19 protein-coding genes are annotated in these 19,827 nt (G+C 53.5%); 13 read left to right on the top strand and 6 right to left on the bottom strand.

Translation table 11 applies throughout. The features are described 5' to 3' along the window. Positions 1-96: 96 nt before the first annotated feature. Complete coding sequence (locus ACRCWW_RS07485) at positions 97-531, top strand: hypothetical protein (protein ID WP_438681846.1); 435 nt, start codon at positions 97-99, stop codon at positions 529-531. A gap of 69 nt (positions 532-600) precedes the next feature. Here ACRCWW_RS07485 and rcnR read toward each other — a convergent pair whose 3' ends face one another. Continuing rightward, a complete protein-coding gene (rcnR, locus tag ACRCWW_RS07480) occupies positions 601-873 on the bottom strand; it encodes a Ni(II)/Co(II)-binding transcriptional repressor RcnR (RefSeq protein ID WP_438681845.1) in 273 nt (90 codons plus the stop codon). 122 nt (positions 874-995) lie between these two features. Here rcnR and ACRCWW_RS07475 point away from each other — a divergent pair, with 122 nt between their 5' ends. The 5 genes from ACRCWW_RS07475 (at position 996) to nadS (ending at position 4,949) form a co-directional block, all read left to right on the top strand. After that, positions 996-1,877, top strand: coding sequence for a nickel/cobalt efflux protein RcnA (locus ACRCWW_RS07475; protein ID WP_438681844.1), 882 nt, complete (start codon positions 996-998; stop codon positions 1,875-1,877). A gap of 56 nt (positions 1,878-1,933) precedes the next feature. Next, complete coding sequence (gene dgcJ, locus ACRCWW_RS07470; protein WP_438681843.1) at positions 1,934-3,442, top strand: diguanylate cyclase DgcJ; 1,509 nt, start codon at positions 1,934-1,936, stop codon at positions 3,440-3,442. 89 nt (positions 3,443-3,531) lie between these two features. Beyond that, positions 3,532-4,152, top strand: a complete 621-nt coding sequence (locus tag ACRCWW_RS07465; protein ID WP_438681842.1) for a helix-turn-helix domain-containing protein — start codon at positions 3,532-3,534, stop codon at positions 4,150-4,152. Positions 4,153-4,330: 178 nt separating this feature from the next. After that, positions 4,331-4,663: a type II toxin-antitoxin system RelE/ParE family toxin gene (locus ACRCWW_RS07460; protein ID WP_438681841.1), complete on the top strand. Its 333-nt coding sequence runs from the start codon at positions 4,331-4,333 to the stop codon at positions 4,661-4,663. A gap of 1 nt (position 4,664) precedes the next feature. Then, entirely contained in the window at positions 4,665-4,949 is a 285-nt protein-coding gene (gene nadS, locus ACRCWW_RS07455; protein WP_438681840.1) for a NadS family protein, read from the top strand. Between the two features lie 40 nt (positions 4,950-4,989). Here the strand turns inward: nadS and ACRCWW_RS07450 are convergent, their stop codons facing one another. Continuing rightward, the gene (locus ACRCWW_RS07450; protein ID WP_438681839.1) at positions 4,990-6,489 is read right to left on the bottom strand and encodes an aldehyde dehydrogenase family protein; all 1,500 of its coding nucleotides are present in this window, start codon (positions 6,487-6,489) and stop codon (positions 4,990-4,992) included. A 231-nt stretch (positions 6,490-6,720) separates the two neighbouring features. On the opposite strand from ACRCWW_RS07450, the gene feaR reads away from it, so the two are divergent. Continuing rightward, a complete protein-coding gene (gene feaR / locus ACRCWW_RS07445) occupies positions 6,721-7,632 on the top strand; it encodes a transcriptional regulator FeaR (RefSeq protein WP_438681838.1) in 912 nt (303 codons plus the stop codon). Between the two features lie 79 nt (positions 7,633-7,711). On the opposite strand, the gene ACRCWW_RS07440 is transcribed toward feaR, so the two are convergent. From ACRCWW_RS07440 to ACRCWW_RS07430, 3 genes are read right to left on the bottom strand one after another with little or no spacing between them, the layout of a single operon-like run. Next, positions 7,712-8,035, bottom strand: a complete 324-nt coding sequence (locus ACRCWW_RS07440) for a YdbL family protein (RefSeq protein ID WP_438681837.1) — start codon at positions 8,033-8,035, stop codon at positions 7,712-7,714. A 7-nt stretch (positions 8,036-8,042) separates the two neighbouring features. Continuing rightward, the gene (locus ACRCWW_RS07435; protein WP_438681836.1) at positions 8,043-8,234 is read right to left on the bottom strand and encodes a YnbE family lipoprotein; all 192 of its coding nucleotides are present in this window, start codon (positions 8,232-8,234) and stop codon (positions 8,043-8,045) included. Then, positions 8,234-10,873 carry a YdbH family protein gene (locus ACRCWW_RS07430; RefSeq protein WP_438681835.1) on the bottom strand — a complete coding sequence of 880 codons (2,640 nt, stop codon included), beginning with the start codon at positions 10,871-10,873 and terminating at the stop codon, positions 8,234-8,236. The genes ACRCWW_RS07435 and ACRCWW_RS07430 overlap by 1 nt, the downstream gene beginning before the upstream one ends. A gap of 257 nt (positions 10,874-11,130) precedes the next feature. Here ACRCWW_RS07430 and ACRCWW_RS07425 point away from each other — a divergent pair, with 257 nt between their 5' ends. Then, entirely contained in the window at positions 11,131-12,120 is a 990-nt protein-coding gene (locus ACRCWW_RS07425) for a 2-hydroxyacid dehydrogenase (protein ID WP_438681834.1), read from the top strand. Positions 12,121-12,236: 116 nt separating this feature from the next. Next, positions 12,237-12,656 (top strand): heat shock protein HslJ, encoded by a 420-nt coding sequence (hslJ, locus tag ACRCWW_RS07420; RefSeq protein ID WP_438681881.1) that lies wholly within the window; start codon positions 12,237-12,239, stop codon positions 12,654-12,656. A gap of 5 nt (positions 12,657-12,661) precedes the next feature. On the opposite strand, the gene ACRCWW_RS07415 is transcribed toward hslJ, so the two are convergent. Beyond that, positions 12,662-12,928, bottom strand: coding sequence for a putative hemolysin (locus ACRCWW_RS07415; RefSeq protein ID WP_330981810.1), 267 nt, complete (start codon positions 12,926-12,928; stop codon positions 12,662-12,664). A 274-nt stretch (positions 12,929-13,202) separates the two neighbouring features. Between ACRCWW_RS07415 and nifJ the strand changes: the two genes are divergently transcribed. The 4 genes from nifJ (at position 13,203) to ttcA (ending at position 19,672) form a co-directional block, all read left to right on the top strand. Then, complete coding sequence (gene nifJ, locus ACRCWW_RS07410) at positions 13,203-16,730, top strand: pyruvate:ferredoxin (flavodoxin) oxidoreductase (protein WP_438681833.1); 3,528 nt, start codon at positions 13,203-13,205, stop codon at positions 16,728-16,730. Between the two features lie 357 nt (positions 16,731-17,087). Then, positions 17,088-18,203 carry a porin OmpC gene (gene ompC / locus ACRCWW_RS07405; protein ID WP_438681832.1) on the top strand — a complete coding sequence of 372 codons (1,116 nt, stop codon included), beginning with the start codon at positions 17,088-17,090 and terminating at the stop codon, positions 18,201-18,203. 195 nt (positions 18,204-18,398) lie between these two features. Continuing rightward, positions 18,399-18,566, top strand: coding sequence for a hypothetical protein (locus ACRCWW_RS07400; protein WP_438681831.1), 168 nt, complete (start codon positions 18,399-18,401; stop codon positions 18,564-18,566). A gap of 170 nt (positions 18,567-18,736) precedes the next feature. Further along, complete coding sequence (ttcA, locus tag ACRCWW_RS07395) at positions 18,737-19,672, top strand: tRNA 2-thiocytidine(32) synthetase TtcA (RefSeq protein WP_438681830.1); 936 nt, start codon at positions 18,737-18,739, stop codon at positions 19,670-19,672. The last annotated feature ends 155 nt before the right edge of the window (positions 19,673-19,827 follow it).

Here is a 19,827-nt window from a genome sequence, read left to right as displayed (position 1 = left end):
CCACTAAGGCCGGTAAGGTCAACCTCGCCCGGATCCGCCACCCGTGAGATTGACCTCTCCGCTGGCGGAATTTTTCCCCTTAGTGGAGGCTGTCTGATGACAACAATCCGCAATACCGACTGCGATTTACTGTCCCTTCCCTTTAACGCCGCGACGGATTTTTTCGTGCTGGCCGACTACTGCGACCTCTTCGCCCAGGACTTGATCGAGAGCCACGAGCCCCTCTACAAAATGGCGCTTTTAGGTCGCATCAGCACCTGTCTGGCGCTACTGCGACCGATGATCGGTCAGCCCATTCCGGCCCATCTTGTCGCCCGCTTCACCGCCGAAAAGCTGCCCGATCCGCCGATGAATTTTGAACCCGATTCAGAAGCGCTGTGTGAATATTGCCAGTCCCTTACCCAGGTGCTGAGCCAGCAGTCGCTGCTGCCGGAAACGGAAATGTCGCTGAAAGGGCTGCTGTGTGAGCTGGTGTGGATGTTTGCCGCCGATTTGAAGGCCCCGCAGTGGGTGACGGCCAAACTGGTGTAATGGTGCTAACTTCCCCCTTCCTGCTGAAGGGGGCCATTGCTTTCTATAAAAACTCCAGAGCATGGAGGGTTACTTGATATACGAATCCAGCACTTTCAAAATGACGTCCAGGTCGGCTTCCCGCTGCGCCTCATCTTCCTGATGCACAATATGCTCCGTCAGATGTCCCTTGATCACTTCCCGCATTAAGCCATTGACTGCGCCGCGAATGGCGGCAATTTGCTGCAGGACAGCTGAGCACTCGTGCGGCTCATCGAGCATTCTGTTCAGCGCAGCCACCTGCCCCTGGATCTTGTTGCTTCGGGCTTTCAGCTTCTGTTTATCACGAATGGTATGGGACACGGCTTAAACCTCCACGGCGTTCAGAAACGAAGATCATAGCACCGGCATTCTACTGGGGGGTAGTATTTGGTACTGGGGGGGAGTAGAATTTCGCCCACTTCACCTTTCACGAGTTCATCACCATGACGGATTTCACCACGCTGTTTCATCAGGGAAATGCCTGGTTCTTTATTCCCAGCGCCATACTTCTGGGCGCCCTGCACGGCCTTGAGCCGGGCCATTCCAAAACCATGATGGCGGCGTTTATCGTGGCCATTCGCGGCACGGTGAAACAGGCTGTGATGCTGGGTTTAGCGGCTACCGTAAGCCATACACTGATCGTCTGGCTGATTGCCTTTGGCGGAATGTATATCAGTAAACGCTTTACGGCGGAGTCGGTAGAGCCGTGGATACAGATCGTGTCTGCGATCATTATTCTGGCGACCGCCTTCTGGATGCTCAGACGAACCTGGAAAGGGGAACAAGGCTGGATGCAGGAGATGCAGTCGCATCATCACGATAGCCACCACGATCATCATCACGGCCACGACCACCATCACGACCATGACCATGACCATGACCATGACCATGACCATGACCATCAGCATGGTGAACTGGCCCACTTGGGTCAAGGTACGCCGGAGTATCAGGATGCCCATGAGCGTTACCATGCCAGTGAAATAGAGCGCAAATTCACCGGCACGGAGGTGAGCAATGGGCAGATCGTCCTGTTTGGCCTGACGGGAGGCCTGATCCCCTGTCCTGCTGCGGTCACCGTGATGCTGATTTGTATTCAGCTCAAAGCGCTGGCGCTGGGTGCGACGATGGTGATCAGTTTCAGTATTGGACTTGCGGTCACCCTTGTGAGCGTGGGGGCCGCTGCGGCACTGAGCATGCGACATGCGGCTAAACGCTGGAGCGGATTCAACAACCTCGCCCGCAAAGCGCCCTGGCTTTCCGGCACCCTGATCGCCATTGTGGGGGTTTACATGGGGATCCATGGCCTTTCCGGCCTTATCGGTTAAAGTATTCACACATGCTATAATTCGCCGCATCAGGGTAGTGAAAGGAATAGCCCATCGTGTTTAACCCCAAACGGACAGCCACCTTTGCGGCGATCGTCATTCTCAGCACCGCGGTGTTCTCTGGCCTGCTCTACCGGGAATATCAGGCGCTGAAAAAATACATGGCCTACATCGCGGAAAACGGAAAATCCGCGCTGTTTCATGAAGAGTATATTAACCAGCGCGTTGCCTTCAGCTTGTCAACGGCGTTCTCGGCTACCATGCCGGGAAAAACTGGCATCAACGATCCGGATACCGTTTGCAAGCATGTCGAACATATTAATGGGGTTTATGGCCTGAACCTGGCCGGACAAACCTTTACCGCGCTTAACGGCACGCTGCAAACCCGCGATCCGCGTTGCCTTGACTGGGCTTATGATGTGCCGGAACTTGCGGTACTGCTCGACAGCAACGCCAGCCCTTCCCCGAAATACAGCTTCTCGAATTACACCGGCTATGCCTTTAATAACCAGCGCTATTACATCGACCTGGTGCATAACTACATCTATATCAACCGCCTGGTCGACAGCCGGCATTACACGTTCCAGAACTGGCTGGTGGCAGGCAGCAGCGATATCGATATTGATACCAGTGCGATTTCTATCAATATCGACCGGGATGCGCTGAAGGATTTACAGAGCGGAAACAGTATTGTGTCGCACATCTATCGCGACGGTTATACGAAGAAAAATATCATCAGCATGCTTAATCCGGTGTTTTCCAACGGGAAAATACGCGGAGTGATTGTGACCGATTTTAGCATCAGCGATCTGGTTACCTCGTTTTATACCCCCGACCGCCCCATTTTATGGACGTTTTTAACGATGTACGTGGAGGATAACAACAGCCATAAGGTTATCCATTTCCACAAACCGAAAGTGGCCTCTTTTGATTTTATTGGTCATCAGGAAGCGATCACCCGTTATTACACGCTTCATGCCAGCCTCGATTTTCTCTATTTTGTGCTGACCAATCTCTGGCTGCTCGTGCTGTGGATTGTGGCAACCCTTCTGCTTTGCCAGTACGCCCGCTATCAGCTCAATCGCCATGCTTCACTGACCCGCGATAACGTCACCGACCCGCTCACCGGGCTGTTTAACCGTAAAATTATGTCCCGTCAACTGGAAGAGAGTACGAAAACGTTGCTGGCTAAAAACATTGCCGTCACGGTCGTGGCCATCGATTGTGATGGCCTGAAGCGTATTAACGATACGCTCGGACACGCCATGGGCGACAGAGCCATCAAGCTGCTGGGCAAGGCTATCGAGTCCTCTGTTCGTAAAAGCGATTTCGGCATTCGGCTGGGCGGTGATGAGTTCACTATCATTCTGGTGGATGCGAATCTGACTAAAGCCCGGGAAGTCATTGTGCGAATTGAAGATAAACTGCAGGAGATCGATAGCACCAGACTGGTCGCCTTTTCGTGGGGTAGCTATCAGATGACGGAGCAGGACACCTTTGAAACAGCCTTTATCAAGGCCGATGAACGCCTTTACGAACACAAACAGAGTAAATACCGCACCTGAACCTGACGGCCAATAGCCCTAGATGTTTACCCATGACGGTTTTTTTCCTTATAAAATACCGCTCAGTTATACGTTTAATCAGGTAATTCATGATCACTTATCCCGTCAGGCCGAAGGGCGCTATCGAGCGTCTGATTGCCGAACTCCAGCCGCTGGGGAAAACCGTCGACATTGCGGCCCGCAGACGCCTGCCCCAGATGCCTATTGCAGCACCGGTGGTCTATCTCTTCCTTCAGGGTGAGCTGTCCGTTTCCCGCGTCTCCGATGGGCTTCTTGTGGCTACCGTCGTCGAACCTCATATTTTCGGTTTCTCTGAAATGTTTCATCAGATGAGAAGCAACGTGCTGCGGGCTGAAACGCCTTGCGTACTGACGCAGGTGGAGGCCAAAGTCGCCGAAGAGGCGATCGAGCAGCGGGGATTGTGGCGGGATGTGGCGGAGCTGCTGGCCTTTCATACACACACGATGATCTGTCGCGATCTGCAAATCGTTAACCAGCGAACTTACCCTATTGTTTGCCATTACTTACGGGAGCTCGGCGCCCTGTCTGAAGAAACCAGGGAGCGCGTCAATATTCTGAGCTTTATCCAGGAGCGTACCGGGCTTTCGCGCAGCAGCATTCTCAATGTTATTTCGTCGCTTAAAACAGATCGCCATATTGATTTTGTTCGCGGTGGCTATCAGTTGCGTATTAATAACCTGCCCGAGTAGCGCTGGCATCTGCCGTACGATGCCCTCGACTTTCAGCCATTTACGAGCCACTACGCAAAAGCGTAAACGAGATCGGCACGACATAAAAAATCCCCGTAGCATGTTGGAAATTTACTCAACAACGATGTACATAGTACCCCTTAAAGGAGTACTATGTACCTGCTCAGGGAGAGCGCGTATGTTTCATGCCATCGAGTTCATCGAAACGCCGATGTTTACACGACAGATAAAACAGCTGGCAACGGATGACGAACTTAAAGAGCTGCAACGTGAACTGATACAGTTCCCGGAAAGGGGCGATCTGATCCCCCAAACCGGAGGGTTGCGGAAAATCAGGATGGCGACCGGCTCGCAAGGAAAAAGCGGAAGCGCCCGCGTTATCTACTTCCTGGCAAACAGAGAACGCGTATGGCTGGTCATGGCTTACGCCAAAACCAAAAAAGAAACGCTAACAGATGCAGAAAAAGCACAGTTGAAGACACTGACTGCGTGGCTGAAAGATGAGGTGTGATATGACTTTTTATAACGAGCTTAAAACGTCACTGGAGCAGGCCGTGGCGATAAAGAACGGTGAGGCAGCGCCCACCCACGTCACCCGCTATGAAATTGCTGATGTCAAAGCGATTCGTCAGCAGCTCAATGTCTCTCAAAGCGAGATGGCCAGAGCGCTGGGAACCAGCGTAGATACAATAAAAAGCTGGGAGTCGAAAAGGCGCAATCCTACGGGCCTCGCGGCCAAAGTATTAGCCGCTATTCAACTTAACCCAGCCTTCTTTTATCAGCTTGCCGCCCTGTGAGGCTTACCCCTCCCGCACGGGAGGGGTAGCTCACCAGCTTTTAATAACGCACGCAAACCGATTTGGTTTCGCACCAGCCGTCGAGCCAGTCCGGGCCAAAATCACGTCCGGTGCCGGACTGTTTCATGCCGCCAAACGGCAGATTGGGGTCGATAAGCGTGTGGCTGTTGACCCACACCGTTCCCGCCTGTAAGCGGTCTGTGTAGCTCAATGCCTGCGAAATGTTTTGCGTCCAGACGCTGGCGGTCAGGCCATATTCAGTCTCATTCGCCAGTTTCAGCGCTTCTTCACCGTCTGCCACGCGAACGAGGTTCACTACCGGGCCGAACACCTCTTCCCGGGTCAGGCGCAAGCGCGCGTCAGGATTGACCACCAGCGTAGGGCGGACGTAGTAACCCTGTCCTTCTGGCCCAGAATTACCGCCAATCAGTTCAGCATGATTCTGCTCGGCTTCATGCAGGAACGCAGCCACTTTGTCGCAATGTGCACGAGACGCCAGCGGGTTAATCTGTGCGCTTTCAGACATCCCCGGCCCGACGCTCAGCGATTTCACTGCTTGTTCAAAACCGGTGACCAGGGTGTCAAACAGCGGTGCTTCGATATAAATACGCGAGCTGGCGGCACACACCTGCCCCTGATTAAGGAAACTGCCCATCATCAGGCCTTCAATCACCCACTGCGGATCGGCATCTTTCAGCACAATCGCCGGGTTTTTGCCACCGAGCTCCAGCGTCACACGCGTCAGTCTGTCTGCCGCCGTGCGGGCAATCTGTTTGCCCGTCTGGGTTGAACCAGTAAAGCTCACTTTTGCGACCTGAGGATGCGAAGTCAGCGCAGCACCACATTCCGCCCCGCTTCCGGTCACGACGTTGAACACACCGTCCGGTATGCCCGCTTCGCTCGCCAGTTCTGCCACTCGCAGCAGCGTCAACGGCGTGGTTTCTGACGGTTTGATAACAATGGAGCACCCTGCCGCCAGCGCGGGCATCACTTTCCACATGCCAATCATCAGCGGGAAGTTCCACGGCACAATCCCCGCGACGACACCCACCGGCTCTTTGCGAGTCCACGCCTGATAGCGTGCACCTGCCGGCAATGGAATGGATACATCCAGGGTCTGCCCGGTGATCTTGGTGGCAAGCCCGGCGGTATAGCGCATCCAGTTCAACGTACAGGCGACTTCAAACGCGCGGGAAATATTGATGGATTTGCCCTGCTCCAGGGTTTCCAGCTGGGCGAGCTCTTCGGCATGTTGTTCAACCAAATCAGCAAAACGCAGCAAAATACGTTCGCGTTCCGCAGGCAAACGCCCTGCCCAGCGGCGATCGACAAAGGCACGCCACGCAGACGAAACCGCAGCATCCACATCCGCGCGGTTGGCGTCTGCGGTTGTCGCTATGGATTTTCCGGTTGCCGGATCCCAGACGGTCAGGCGCTTGTCGCTGAGCGAGGCCTGCTGTTTGCCGTCAACATAAAGCCCGTGCTGGCGCGCCAAAAAGTGTTGCACGCTCTCAAGCAGTGCGACCTGTGAATCAGACATATCAGCTCCTTATTACCCTTCACGGTTTTTTTCAGTGTAGAGCCGGAGCGCAGATTCTGTTTTTGTCTCTCTGTCATTCGCTTTGTCGCCTGTGACAGCCCTCGCAAACAGTGACAATAGTCGGCTTCGCTGCTGTTGCCGGTGATAGTTCTTTCGTATAGTCACCAGCACACCCTTGCTAGCGCAACATAAATGCAACATTGTGATAGCACTTTTTGACTGAGGCTGACTATGGCGCAGATAACCGGTGAAGAGCAGTTCCAGCAGTGGCTCGCGCAGATTAATCATGAATGCGGGAATTTTGCCGCACGGCAACTCGAAGGGACCTTTTCAGGGCATCTGGAAACCGGCTATACCCGTTCGCTGAAGCTCAGCACCGTCACCAGCGCCAACGTCAACCTGTACCGCACCACCAACGAAATCAAAAGCTACAACGACAGCTGGTTCTATACCGTCTTTCAGCTGGAAGGCCAGGCCATCATTGAGCAAAACGAACGTCAGACAGTGATTCAGCCGGGGGATATCACCCTGGTTGATGCTTCGCGCCCCTGTTCAATAGTGTGGCAGCAGCCCTCACGCCAAATCTCCTTATTACTGCCAAGAAGCCTTGTCGAGCAGCAACTGCGGATCAGCGAAGGACACTGCGTGCAGCGTCTGGAGAAGTCGTTGCCAATGGTGCAGATGAGCCACCGGTTGTTACAGGAGAGCATGAGCAACCGTGAGCTTTCTGGCATTGAAAGCGAAGCGGCGCTGGAGGCGATTGTCTGCCTGCTGCGCCCGGTCTTACAGCAGCAGGAGCAGCACCCCTCCCGGCGTGAGCGGCAGTTTGACAAAATTGTGCGGCTTATCGATGACCATATTCAGTCAGACTTTTTGCGTCCGGAATGGCTGGCGAATGAGACAGGCATGTCGGTGAGAAGCCTTTACCGCATGTTTGCCGATAAAGGCCTGGTGGTGGCGCAATACATTAAAAACCGGCGGCTGGATCTGTGTGCCAAAGCCCTGCGCAGCGCCGCCGATGACGAAAAGCTGGCGGGTATTGGTTTTAACTGGGGCTTTACCGACCACAGCCATTTCTCTACCGCATTTCGCCAGCGTTTTGGCGTGTCGCCAGGGGAATACCGCAAGCGTCATCGTTGCTGACAAAACGCCCGGTGGCGCAAGCTTACCGGGCAGACACCGAATGTAGGCCTGTGCAAGCGCAGCGCCGCCAGGCAAAATGTCATTTCCGCAGCCACTTGCCGTTGATGCCCTTCACATACTCACCGGGCTGAGCACGGGCCACCAGTTTTTGTCCGGCCATTTTGGCGACTTCATCCACCGGAATATTGTTGCTGTCAGCCAGTTGCTGATAGCTCTCACTGCGCGCATCGTTAATCTGCTTCACCAGCGCCAGGGTTTGTTTATCTTGCCTGAGTGGCGCCAGATAGCCGCTCAGCGTTTCACCGACCAGCCCTTCGGAACGAGCCTGCTCCAGCGTCAGCGCGAACGCGCTTTGGCTTATCAGGCTGAGACTCAGCACCACCATAATCAGTAATGTCTTCATGATGGCCTCAGAACAGATCGCTGCGTGATTTCAGTAAATCTTCGACGTCTTTATCGACCTTGATATGAATTTCGTGTTCGATTTTGACATTCATATTGATAGTGATCGGCTCCTTCGGTGCAGCCACCTCGATCCTTGGCGTGCAGCCGCTCAGCGTCAATATGGCAATCCCGCCCAACAGGGCGACGGTGGTTTTCATTATTGCTCCTTACATTCCTTGCCAGCCTGGCAACTCGGTTGCGGAAGGGCCGCATTTTGCTCAAGCCACGCCTGAAGATTGTCGCCAAAGCGCAGGCTGCGCCACAGGTCGAACACGTTCTCTTCATGGGTATAGTTTAAATTCACTTTGCCGGTTTTGCCGTCAGCCTGGCTGGTGCCGGACACCGTAGATTGCAGCGTTAACACGCCAAGATTATCGAGATTGATTTTGGTCCATGAACGCGTGATTTCCATGTAGCGTAACCAGTTGATGGCCGCCCCGGCCGCCATATTGTCTTTCACTACCGCATCGGCTGTGTCTTTATCGATGCGCAGCGTCATCGGGCCAGGGTTGGTCAACCAGCCGTCTTTGATTATCCATTTCTCGTTGTCGAGCCATAGCGGCAGCGCGCCGCTGACCGGGCCGGACATGGTGAACTGTTTCGGGTTGACCGCGCTTATCAATTCGCTGGTAGAGATATTCTGCACCCGCAGCAAAGCCGGATCGTGCTGCGGCATACGCAGTTGCAGCATCGACAGCTTACCGCCCATGACATCCAGATTGACATCGCTAAGGATCAGCGGATTTTCTTCACTCCAGGGATAGCTGCCCTGTAAATCCGCCGTGAAGTTTTTCGCTGTCACCTGGTTGACGATTTCGCCAATGCGCAGCGACACCGGGCCACGCGTGCCGAGATCCCATGTGCCCTCCCGGAAGCGGAACGGCAGGACAAAATCCACGCCGTTGATTTGGTTATCTGGCATCCACGCGCTGCCATTTTTCAGCACGCCGTGTCCACCCGCTTCAAAGCCCTGCTCCGCGGCGGCAGAAAATGCCACCTGCGCATACAGCTCGCCATCACGGAGATTCATTTTCCAGTCAGGCGGGATCAGCGGCTGGAAGACGCTCAGCGACTGCTTCGGCCACCACGCTTCACCGCGAAGGCGTACACCGTCCCAACGGCCATTCACCCGCACGGGGCCAATTTTCGCCGCATGCAGATCGCCTTTAAACTGGAACCAGGTGGGATCACGCCCGTCAACGCTGAACTTGAGCGTTGACGGCGGGAGCACACTGCCCCCACTGAAACGGGTTTCGCCCGCATCCATCGATAACGCGCCGGTCAGGGAAGGATGCTGTTCATCGCGGATCCAGTGAATCGGCTGTTCGAGTACCAGACGTGGCTGGCTGACCGTCATCGTGCCGTATTGCAGCTTATCGAACCCTGTCGACAGGCTGTTCAGCACGATAGCACTGTCTCGCCATTCGCCATCCCCTTTCACATCCCAGCGAGCCTGCATCGGGGTAAAGTTGCCGTCGCCCCAGTAGCGCCAGCGCCAGCTGCCTTTGTCCGGCAAAAAGTTGTCGGCCTGTCCGTCGAGGTGCAGGACAAAATCGCCGGTATCTTGTTCGTGCGCACGCAAAATGGCCTGCAAACGCCCGGCAACGCCCTGGCTGCTGACGTGCACGCCTGCCAGAGGCCAGCGCACTTCATCAATATTCAGGGTATCAATCAGACGACCGCGCGAGCGCAGCAGCGAACCTGGCTCGAAGCTCAGGCGTGGGTCGGTAAGCGGCCCCGTTAGCGAGGCGGGTAAAATAGCGTAGAGCACCAGGTCGTCATATTTGGCTTCGCCGGTAAGCTGCAACGGCATGGCGCTGTTGTCCATACTCAGCGTACCCGGCCCGATGGTCAGCACGGCATTGCCCTTGCCTGCCTGGCCTTGCGTCAGCACGTTCAGGCGCCCGGCAATCTGCATTTTCTCAATGCCCTGCTGCCAGTTATCAATTTTCAGCCCCACGCGGCCGCTCAAGGGAATGCCTTCGAGCCACGGCCAGTTCCAGCGTCCGTCGCTGATGGTCAGTCTTTCTCGCGTCAGTTCCCAGGGTAAATCCAGCAGCGGATCATCGTTTCCGCGCGCCATCACCACCAGCTGCCCCTGGTTTTCACGCCATTCCAGTTCAGCATCCACCAGCGTGCCGGGTTCAGGCACCTGGAACGTCGACACCAGATGACCATTTACGGGCAGTCCGTCCGGCACCAGCGGCATCGTGAACTCACCGACCAGCTTAATCGGCGGACGGTCTTCCTGAACCTGAGCTTCAAACTGGCTGACGGTCAGAGCCTGCCCGCGTAATTTTGCTTTTAGATGGACGGCGTCCCCGTTATAGCTCAGTTCCTGTTGTGCTGGCGTCAATGACACCGCCAGCTTGCCCTGCCATTTTTCCCACGGCGAAAAGCGAAACTGATCGATAGTCAGCCAGCTGTAGGGCAACATGGACTGCCATTCGGCAAGAGTACGCGGCGCGCCAGGGGTGGGTGTGCTTTCTGGCAGCTTGCTCAGACACGCGGAGTTAATGTCCAGTTTGTCAACGTGAAGCCGCCAGCGGCTGGGATGCGAAAGCTCAGCGTCGGTGAGAACCGCTAACTGGCAATCCCCAACCAGATAGCGCAGTTCCGGTAAGCGCATGGAATGACGTGTGAAACGCGGGCTATGATCGATAGCGATACGCGTACCGGCAGGCAACCAGATACCCGCCAGCGTCGGCACCCAGTGCGTGAGCGTTAGCAGTAGCGTAAGCGGCAGAAGTATCAGCAACAGCAGTAGCGCAATCGCGGCTTTCCAGGTACCCTTCATGGGCGATTAACATCCTGATTCTTTGTGATTAAAAGCCGAAGTGGCGCGTATTGTGGCATGTTCAACGTACCAGTTAAAGTCACCGTCAGGTAATAAGCATAGAGGATCGGCTTTGACGCGCAGGCCGTTTCTCAAAATCACCCCGCCAATATGCTCTACACTCACTGATATAACCCGCTGATTAAAGTAAAGTTTAATATTTGTAGGATAATTTTAAATATGCTACCGTGACGGTAAAATCACTGGAGAAAAGTCTCATGAAAATCGCAGTTTATAGCACAAAGCAGTACGATAAAAAGTACCTGCAAGATGTTAATGATGCATTTGGCTTTGAACTTGAATTTTTTGACTTCCTTTTAAGCGAAAAAACAGCCAAAACCGCTCACGGCTGTGAAGCGGTCTGTATTTTCGTCAACGACGACGGCAGCCGACCTGTTCTGGAAGAGTTGAAAAATCATGGTGTTAAGTATATCGCGCTGCGCTGTGCTGGCTTTAACAACGTTGATCTGGACGCGGCAAAAGAGCTGGGGCTGAAAGTGGTACGCGTGCCGGCCTACTCCCCTGAAGCCGTCGCCGAACACGCCATTGGTCTGATGATGTCGCTGAACCGTCGTATTCATCGCGCCTATCAGCGCACCCGCGACGCCAATTTCTCTCTGGAAGGCCTCTGCGGTTTCACCCTGTACGGTAAAACGGCGGGTGTCGTCGGTACGGGTAAAATCGGCGTGGCTACGCTGCGTATCCTGAAAGGCTTTGGCATGAAGCTGCTGGCATTCGATCCCTATCCGAGCGAAGCAGCACTTGAACTGGGCGTGGAATATGTCGATCTGCCGACGCTGTTTTCTCAGTCAGACGTGATTTCTCTGCATTGCCCGCTGACCGAAGAGAACTATCACCTGTTGAATCACACCGCTTTCTCGCAAATGAAAGATGGTGTGATGGTGATTAACACCAGCCGGGGTGGGCTTATCGACTCGCAGGCCGCGATTGAAGCACTGAAAACCCAGAAAATCGGCGCGCTGGGGATGGACGTATATGAGAACGAACGCGATTTGTTCTTTGAAGATAAGTCCAATGACGTTATCCAGGATGACGTGTTCCGTCGCCTCTCCGCCTGCCATAACGTGCTGTTTACCGGCCACCAGGCATTTCTGACCGCCGAAGCGCTGACCAGTATTTCAGAAACCACGCTGGAAAACCTGCGTCTTATCGCCAACGGCGAAACCTGCCCGAACGCTCTGGTTTAACCTTTTTTGCTCCCCGTTCGCGGGGAGCACTTTCGGACAATCCCCATTAACCCACCCCGTACCAGAATGCCATTCTGGTCTGGTATTATTTATTTGGTGAATAGTTAATGAATCATATAAAAATGAGCGCCGCCCTGCTGGCGGCCGGAATGCTGCTGGCAGGCTGCGTGTCTACCAGTGATGTCACGACCCAGCCTGAACAGCTTCAGCATCATCGTTTTGTTCTGGAAAGCGTCAATGGCAAGAATGTCACCAGCGATAAGCCACTGGAGTTAAGCTTTGGCGAGAAGATGTACGTCTCCGGCAACATGTGCAACCGTTTCACCGGCGAAGGGAAATTGTCTGACGGCGAGCTTAAGGTGAAAAACCTGGCAATGACGCGCATGCTTTGCACCGATCCACAAATGAATCAACTGGATAACCTGTTGAGCGCAATGCTGCATGACGGCGTTCAGGTGGATTTGACCGCCAATCAGCTAACACTCGCGACATCTCACGATTCGTTGGTGTATAACCTCGCCGATCTGGTGAACTGAGTGGCTCAGTAGTTGCCGCAGCTCCCGGTGGCAAGAGACTGCTCGCTGCATCGCTTGCCATTGGGTAATGCGCACATCCCGATGGCTGAGCCATCAAGCTGACGGGCAACGGACAACGCGCCGCCAATCATCGCGCAGTTGGCCTGTCCGGAATCTGACATCGCCGCACGCATTCCTGGCGTGACATGTGCCGCTGTTGCCTGCTGTTCTGGTTCACTGCTGCATGCGGATAAAAACAGTGCCGCGCACCCTACCCAAAAAGCTGCTCGCATTCTCTTTACACTCCCCTGTCAAAAACGTTAGCAAAACCTGTTCATAATAGGCAGCAAGCGGCCTGCCGTCGAGAGACGAAACGCGCAAATCCTGGCCTGGAAACAATTTCTCGCAATTTTACTGCCCAACTCCTTCTCCCCCTTCTGCTCAAAAGAACACCAAGGACACAAAAGCAAAAATGGCCTTCCCGACCCTTTGCTAAAATAAAAGGATAATTACAGGACTCGTCGACGTATCACGGGTCCCTTTTCTTGCGCAATGTAAGAGTGTCACATGATTACAACTGATGGTAATGGCGCTGTCGCGTCGGTGGCGTTTCGCGCCAGTGAAGTAATCGCCATCTACCCCATTACGCCGAGTTCTACCATGGCAGAACTGGCTGATGCGTGGGCGGGTAACGGGCTGAAAAACATCTGGGGCGACGTGCCGCGGGTGGTTGAAATGCAGTCAGAAGCGGGCGCGATCGCCGCCGTGCACGGCGCATTGCAAACAGGCGCACTCTCGACGTCGTTTACGTCATCCCAGGGATTGCTGCTGATGATCCCGACGCTGTATAAGCTCGCCGGGCAACTGACTCCCTTTGTGTTACACGTCGCAGCTCGCACCGTGGCAACACATGCCCTCTCCATTTTTGGCGATCATTCAGACGTGATGGCCATTCGCCAGACCGGTTGCGCGATGTTAAGTGCAGGCAGCGTGCAGGAAGCGCAGGACTTTGCGCTGATTTCCCACATCGCCACATTGAAAAGCCGCGTGCCTTTCATTCACTTTTTCGATGGTTTCCGCACCTCGCACGAAATCAACAAAATCGTGCCGCTGGCAGATGACACTATTCAGAATTTGCTGCCACAAGCGGAGATTGATGCTCATCGCGAACGCGCGTTAAACCCGGAACATCCGGTTATACGCGGAACGTCTGCCAACCCGGACACTTATTTCCAGTCTCGCGAAGCCACCAACCCGTGGTACGACGCCGTGTATCAACACGTTGAACAGGCAATGAATGATTTTGCCGCCGCCACGGGCCGCCAGTACAAGCCGTTTGAATACTACGGACACCCACAGGCTGAACGAGTTGTGGTGTTAATGGGATCGGCCATCGGAACCTGTGAAGAAGTTGTCGATGAATTACTGACGCGCGGGGAAAAAGTCGGCGTGCTTAAAGTGCGTCTGTATCGTCCTTTCTCCGCTGCACATTTGATTGCTGAACTCCCGCAATCGGTAAAAACCGTTGCCGTCCTCGACCGCACGAAAGAACCTGGCGCACACGCAGAACCGCTGTATCTCGACGTAATGAGCGCCCTGGCCGAAGCCTTTAATGCCGGAACGCGTGAATTTTTACCGCGAGTCATTGGCGGACGTTATGGCTTGTCTTCCAAAGAATTTGGCCCGGACTGCGTGCTGGCGATTTTCAACGAACTGAGCGCGGCAAAACCGAAGCCACGTTTCACCGTGGGCATTTACGACGATGTGACCAACCTTTCGTTGCCGCTGCCAGAAAATACCTTGCCTTCCACGGCCCGGCTGGAAGCCCTGTTTTACGGTCTTGGCAGCGATGGCAGCGTTTCCGCCACCAAGAACAACATCAAAATTATTGGTAATTCCACGCCGTGGTATGCGCAGGGCTATTTTGTCTATGACTCGAAAAAAGCGGGTGGCCTGACGGTTTCCCACTTGCGTGTCTCAGAGAAACCCATTCGTTCGGCGTATCTGGTTTCTCAGGCGGATTTTGTCGGCTGTCACCAGTTGCAGTTTATCGACAAGTATCAGATGGCAGAACGCCTGAAGCCTGGCGGGATTTTCCTGCTCAACACGCCTTACAGTGCTGCAGAAGTCTGGTCACGTCTGCCTCAGGAAGTTCAGGCTGTACTGAACCAGAAAAAAGCGCGGTTCTATGTGGTGAATGCCGCCAAAATCGCCCGTGAATGTGGCCTTGCAGCTCGTATCAACACCGTCATGCAGATGGCGTTTTTCCAGTTGACTCAAATCCTGCCCGGCGACAGCGCACTGGCAGAACTTCAGGGGGCCATAGCGAAAAGCTACAGCAGTAAGGGCCAGGAGCTGGTGGAGCGAAACTGGCAGGCGCTGGCAATGGCACGTGAAAATCTGGCTGAAGTGCCGCTAAAGCCTGTCGACGGCAACAGCCCGAACCGCCCGCCTGTCGTTTCTGATGCCGCGCCTGATTTCGTTAAAACAGTCACTGCGGCTATGCTTGCCGGACTTGGTGACGCGTTGCCGGTTTCCGCCCTTCCACCTGATGGCACCTGGCCTGTAGGTACGACACGCTGGGAAAAACGTAATATTGCTGAAGAGATCCCTATCTGGAAGGAAGACCTTTGCACCCAGTGCAACCACTGCGTGGCGGCTTGCCCACATTCGGCGATCCGCGCCAAGGTGGTTTCTCCAGAAGATATGGAGAGCGCGCCAGCCAGTCTGCACTCTCTGGATGTGAAATCTCGCGACATGCGCGGCCAGAAATACGTGCTGCAGGTTGCGCCGGAAGACTGCACTGGCTGTAATCTGTGCGTAGAGGTTTGCCCGGCGAAAGATCGTCAGAACCCTGAGATCAAGGCCATCAACATGATGTCGCGTCTTGAGCATGTGGAAGAAGAAAAAGTGAATTACGATTTCTTCCTCGACCTGCCAGAGATCGACCGCAGCAAACTGGAACGTATCGACATCCGCACCTCGCAGCTCATCACTCCGCTGTTTGAATATTCTGGTGCCTGCTCCGGCTGTGGTGAAACCCCTTATATCAAGCTGCTGACTCAGCTTTATGGCGATCGCATGCTGATTGCCAATGCCACCGGCTGTTCTTCTATTTATGGCGGCAACCTGCCCTCAACGCCATACACCACGGATATCAACGGCCGTGGCCCGGCCTGGGCTAACTCACTGTTTGAAGATAACGCCGAATTTGGTCTGGGCTTCCGCCTGTCGGTCGACCAGCATCGCCAGCGAGTCATGCGCCTGCTGGATACCTTCGCGGATAAACTGCCTGCTGAACTCAATGAGGCGTTGCATGCCGACGCGACGCCAGACGTTCGTCGCGAGCAAGTCGCCACCTTGCGTAAACATTTACAGGGTGTTGAAGGCGCGCAAGAACTGTTAACCGATGCGGACGCTTTGGTCGAGAAGTCCATCTGGCTGATTGGCGGCGATGGCTGGGCTTATGACATCGGCTTTGGTGGCCTCGATCATGTCCTGAGCTTGACCGAAAACGTCAACATTCTGGTGCTGGATACCCAGTGTTATTCAAATACTGGTGGACAGGCTTCAAAAGCGACACCATTGGGCGCGGTCACCAAGTTTGGTGAGCACGGCAAACGTAAGGCGCGTAAAGACCTCGGCGTCAGCATGATGATGTATGGTCACGTTTATGTGGCGCAAATTTCGCTGGGTGCACAGCTTAATCAGACCGTGAAGGCGATTCAGGAAGCGGAAGCCTATCCTGGCCCGTCACTCATCATCGCCTACAGCCCTTGTGAAGAGCACGGCTACGATCTGGCGTTAAGTCATGATCAAATGCGCCAGCTTACTGCCACCGGTTTCTGGCCGCTTTATCGCTTCGATCCACGTCGCGCAGATGAAGGTAAACTGCCGCTGGCGCTCGATTCACGCCCACCTTCTGATGCTCTCGCAGATACATTGATGAAAGAGCAGCGTTTCCGTCGCCTGAACGCACAGCAGCCGGAAGTCGCGGAGCAATTATGGCAGGACGCTGCGGCGGATTTACAAAAACGGTATGACTTCCTCGCGCAAATGGCCGGTAAAGCGGAGAAAGCCTCCAGCGACGAATAAGATGTAAGATTTAAAATTAAATAAAAAAGCCCGAACAACCGTTCGGGCTTGTCATTTTAAATATTGACAAAATAACAATTAAACAAATACACACAGCAACACGCTTAATTTGTGTGACAATATAGGCATATAACGGTCTGATTCTAGCGGGATATTTCAAAACTGTATAATTTTTATCATGAATGGTTAATCGTCATTCATATATTTTGCGAATGATGATTTCAGCTGAATTATTTTATTGAGATTTTACTCATATGGTTACAATTGAAACTTACCTTCTTTAGATACCTCTACATTAGGATTGCTGCACTTCCCAAAGGAAGCAAAAGTATAAAAACAGCTTAAAGGATTATTTAAATGAAAAGAAAAGTACTGGCCCTGATGATCCCTGCGTTATTAACCGCAGGCGCTGTTCACGCAGCAGAAATTTATAACAAAGACGGTAACAAGCTGGATCTCTACGGTAAAGTAGACGGTCTGCACTACTTCTCTGACAATAAGAGCGCCGATGGCGACCAGTCTTACATCCGTCTGGGCTTCAAAGGCGAAACTCAGATCAACGACCAGCTGACCGGTTACGGCCAGTGGGAATACAACGTTCAGGCGAACAACGCTGAAAGCGCTAGCGGTAATCAGGCATGGACTCGTCTGGCCTTCGCAGGTCTGAAATTCGGTGACTACGGTTCATTCGACTACGGTCGTAACTACGGCGTCCTGTACGACGTAGAAGCCTGGACCGATGTGCTGCCAGAATTCGGCGGCGACTCCTACACCTACACTGACAACTTCATGACTGGCCGTACTAACGGTGTTGCGACCTACCGTAACAGCGATTTCTTCGGTCTGGTTGACGGTCTGAACTTCGCTGTTCAGTACCAGGGTAAAAACGAAAACCCAGGTACGGGTGAAGGGACCAATAACGGCGATCGTAAATTCCGTAATGCGAATGGCGACGGCTGGGGTATCTCCTCAACCTACGACATGGGCATGGGCTTCAGCGCAGGTGCGGCATACGCGTCTTCCGATCGTACTAACGACCAGCAGACTCTCAGCACCGCTCAGGGCGAGAAAGCTGACGCATGGACCGCTGGCCTGAAATACGATGCGAACAACATCTACCTGGCGACCATGTATTCTGAAACCCGTAACATGACCCCATACGGTGATGGCAACGGTATTGCAAATAAAACCAAAAACTTCGAAGTGACTGCACAATATCAATTCGATTTCGGTCTGCGTCCGGCTATTTCCTACCTGCAGTCTAAAGGCCAGGATCTGGGTGTGAATGGCGTAGATGGCGACAAAGATCTGGTTAAATACGTTGATATTGGCGCGACCTACTACTTCAACAAAAATATGTCTACCTACGTTGATTACAAAATCAACCTGCTGGACAACAACGACAGCTTCTACCAAAACAACGGTATCGGCACTGACAATATCGTAGCGACAGGTCTGGTTTACCAGTTCTAAGTCGACGATTATTGGAAAAGTTGTAAATATAACCCGCCCTGGTGGCGGGTTTATTATTTATGCAGCAGTTTTCTGTTTTTATGTCTAAAAATAAATAGCGCTCAGCACAAACCCGGAAGTCTATCTTTCAACCTATCCCTTTTTCTTCAGGTTTTTGTTCACTACAGTTATCTCACCCTTACAGGAGATCACATCATGAGCAAAAGCATCGAGAGTTACCTCAGGACAATGCGCGCTTTTTGGCAGAAAGAGCCGGACACAGCCAAAGCATTAGCCCCCTTCTGGCTAACCCCTGACGAGCGTTATGCGCTACTGAAAGAGCTGATGCAGCCCATTAGCCCTGATCGGCAATCCGGCAGATAAACACCTTGCGACATAATTCAGGCTGGCATTCGTCACCGTAATCCGTACCATACACGCCAGATTATCGTCCTGGCTGCCACAGATTATTGCTACAATCCGTCGTGAATCCCGATGTTTGTCAGTTTCCCTGACGCTGGTTGCCATTTACAAACGACCCGAGCCATCATTAAATGTCGCAAAATCAAGATATTAGCAAGAAAGAACAGTACAACATTAACAAATTGCAAAAGCGTCTGCGTCGTAACGTGGGCGAAGCCATTGCTGACTTCAATATGATTGAGGAAGGCGATCGCATTATGGTTTGCCTCTCTGGCGGCAAAGACAGCTACACGATGCTGGAAATTTTGCGCAATTTACAACAAAGCGCCCCGGTTAACTTCAGCCTGATTGCCGTTAACCTTGACCAGAAGCAGCCTGGCTTCCCGGAGCATATTCTCCCGGCCTATCTTGACGAGCTGGGTGTCGAATACAAAATTGTTGAAGAGAACACCTACGGCATCGTTAAAGAGAAAATTCCAGAAGGTAAAACCACCTGTTCTCTTTGCTCTCGCCTGCGTCGCGGCATCCTTTACCGTACAGCGACAGAACTGGGCGCGACCAAAATCGCCCTCGGTCACCATCGTGACGACATCCTGCAGACGCTGTTCCTGAACATGTTCTACGGCGGCAAAATGAAAGGCATGCCACCGAAGCTGATGAGCGACGATGGCAAGCATATTGTTATCCGTCCACTGGCTTACTGCCGTGAAAAAGACATTGAGCGTTTCGCCGAAGCAAAAGCGTTCCCGATCATTCCGTGCAACCTCTGTGGTTCACAGCCAAACCTGCAACGTCAGGTCATCGGCGATATGCTGCGTGACTGGGACAAACGTTATCCTGGCCGCATCGAAACGATGTTCAGCGCGATGCAGAACGTTGTCCCTTCTCACCTCTGCGACACCGAAATGTTCGACTTCAAAGGCCTGACTCACGGCGCTGAAGTCGTAAACGGTGGCGACCTGGCGTTTGACCGGGAAGACATTCCGCTGCAGCCAGCAGGCTGGCAGCCAGAGGACGAGGATACCGACATTCTCGCCAATCGGCTCGATATCCTCGAAATCAAATGACGCGAAGCCCTCCGAATGGATAACACCGATCGGTTAAGCAGAATGATCGGTTGAACGATCCGGCGGGTAGACGACAATAGCCTCATCAATTTTCTGATGGGGCTTTTTTATGCTTTCTTCCTGGCTCGACGATACCCAAACCTGGGCCGAACCCG

Source organism: Scandinavium sp. (genome assembly GCF_051650185.1).
Classification (GTDB): domain Bacteria; phylum Pseudomonadota; class Gammaproteobacteria; order Enterobacterales; family Enterobacteriaceae; genus Scandinavium.
The sequence above is the reverse complement of the archived record's forward strand: the minus strand, read 5'-3'. Positions and strand labels throughout refer to the sequence as shown.

Bases quoted from the DNA above. Each gene is read 5' to 3' on its own strand.
- ACRCWW_RS07485 (WP_438681846.1), top strand. From the start codon at position 97: ATGACAACAATCCGCAATACCGACTGCGATTTACTGTCCCTTCCCTTT.
- ACRCWW_RS07475 (WP_438681844.1), top strand. From the start codon at position 996: ATGACGGATTTCACCACGCTGTTTCATCAGGGAAATGCCTGGTTCTTT.
- ACRCWW_RS07465 (WP_438681842.1), top strand. From the start codon at position 3,532: ATGATCACTTATCCCGTCAGGCCGAAGGGCGCTATCGAGCGTCTGATT.
- ACRCWW_RS07460 (WP_438681841.1), top strand. From the start codon at position 4,331: ATGTTTCATGCCATCGAGTTCATCGAAACGCCGATGTTTACACGACAG.
- nadS (WP_438681840.1), top strand. From the start codon at position 4,665: ATGACTTTTTATAACGAGCTTAAAACGTCACTGGAGCAGGCCGTGGCG.
- ACRCWW_RS07450 (WP_438681839.1), bottom strand. From the start codon at position 6,489: ATGTCTGATTCACAGGTCGCACTGCTTGAGAGCGTGCAACACTTTTTG.
- feaR (WP_438681838.1), top strand. From the start codon at position 6,721: ATGGCGCAGATAACCGGTGAAGAGCAGTTCCAGCAGTGGCTCGCGCAG.
- ACRCWW_RS07440 (WP_438681837.1), bottom strand. From the start codon at position 8,035: ATGAAGACATTACTGATTATGGTGGTGCTGAGTCTCAGCCTGATAAGC.
- ACRCWW_RS07435 (WP_438681836.1), bottom strand. From the start codon at position 8,234: ATGAAAACCACCGTCGCCCTGTTGGGCGGGATTGCCATATTGACGCTG.
- ACRCWW_RS07430 (WP_438681835.1), bottom strand. From the start codon at position 10,873: ATGAAGGGTACCTGGAAAGCCGCGATTGCGCTACTGCTGTTGCTGATA.
- ACRCWW_RS07425 (WP_438681834.1), top strand. From the start codon at position 11,131: ATGAAAATCGCAGTTTATAGCACAAAGCAGTACGATAAAAAGTACCTG.
- ACRCWW_RS07415 (WP_330981810.1), bottom strand. From the start codon at position 12,928: ATGCGAGCAGCTTTTTGGGTAGGGTGCGCGGCACTGTTTTTATCCGCA.
- nifJ (WP_438681833.1), top strand. From the start codon at position 13,203: ATGATTACAACTGATGGTAATGGCGCTGTCGCGTCGGTGGCGTTTCGC.
- ompC (WP_438681832.1), top strand. From the start codon at position 17,088: ATGAAAAGAAAAGTACTGGCCCTGATGATCCCTGCGTTATTAACCGCA.
- ACRCWW_RS07400 (WP_438681831.1), top strand. From the start codon at position 18,399: ATGAGCAAAAGCATCGAGAGTTACCTCAGGACAATGCGCGCTTTTTGG.
- ttcA (WP_438681830.1), top strand. From the start codon at position 18,737: ATGTCGCAAAATCAAGATATTAGCAAGAAAGAACAGTACAACATTAAC.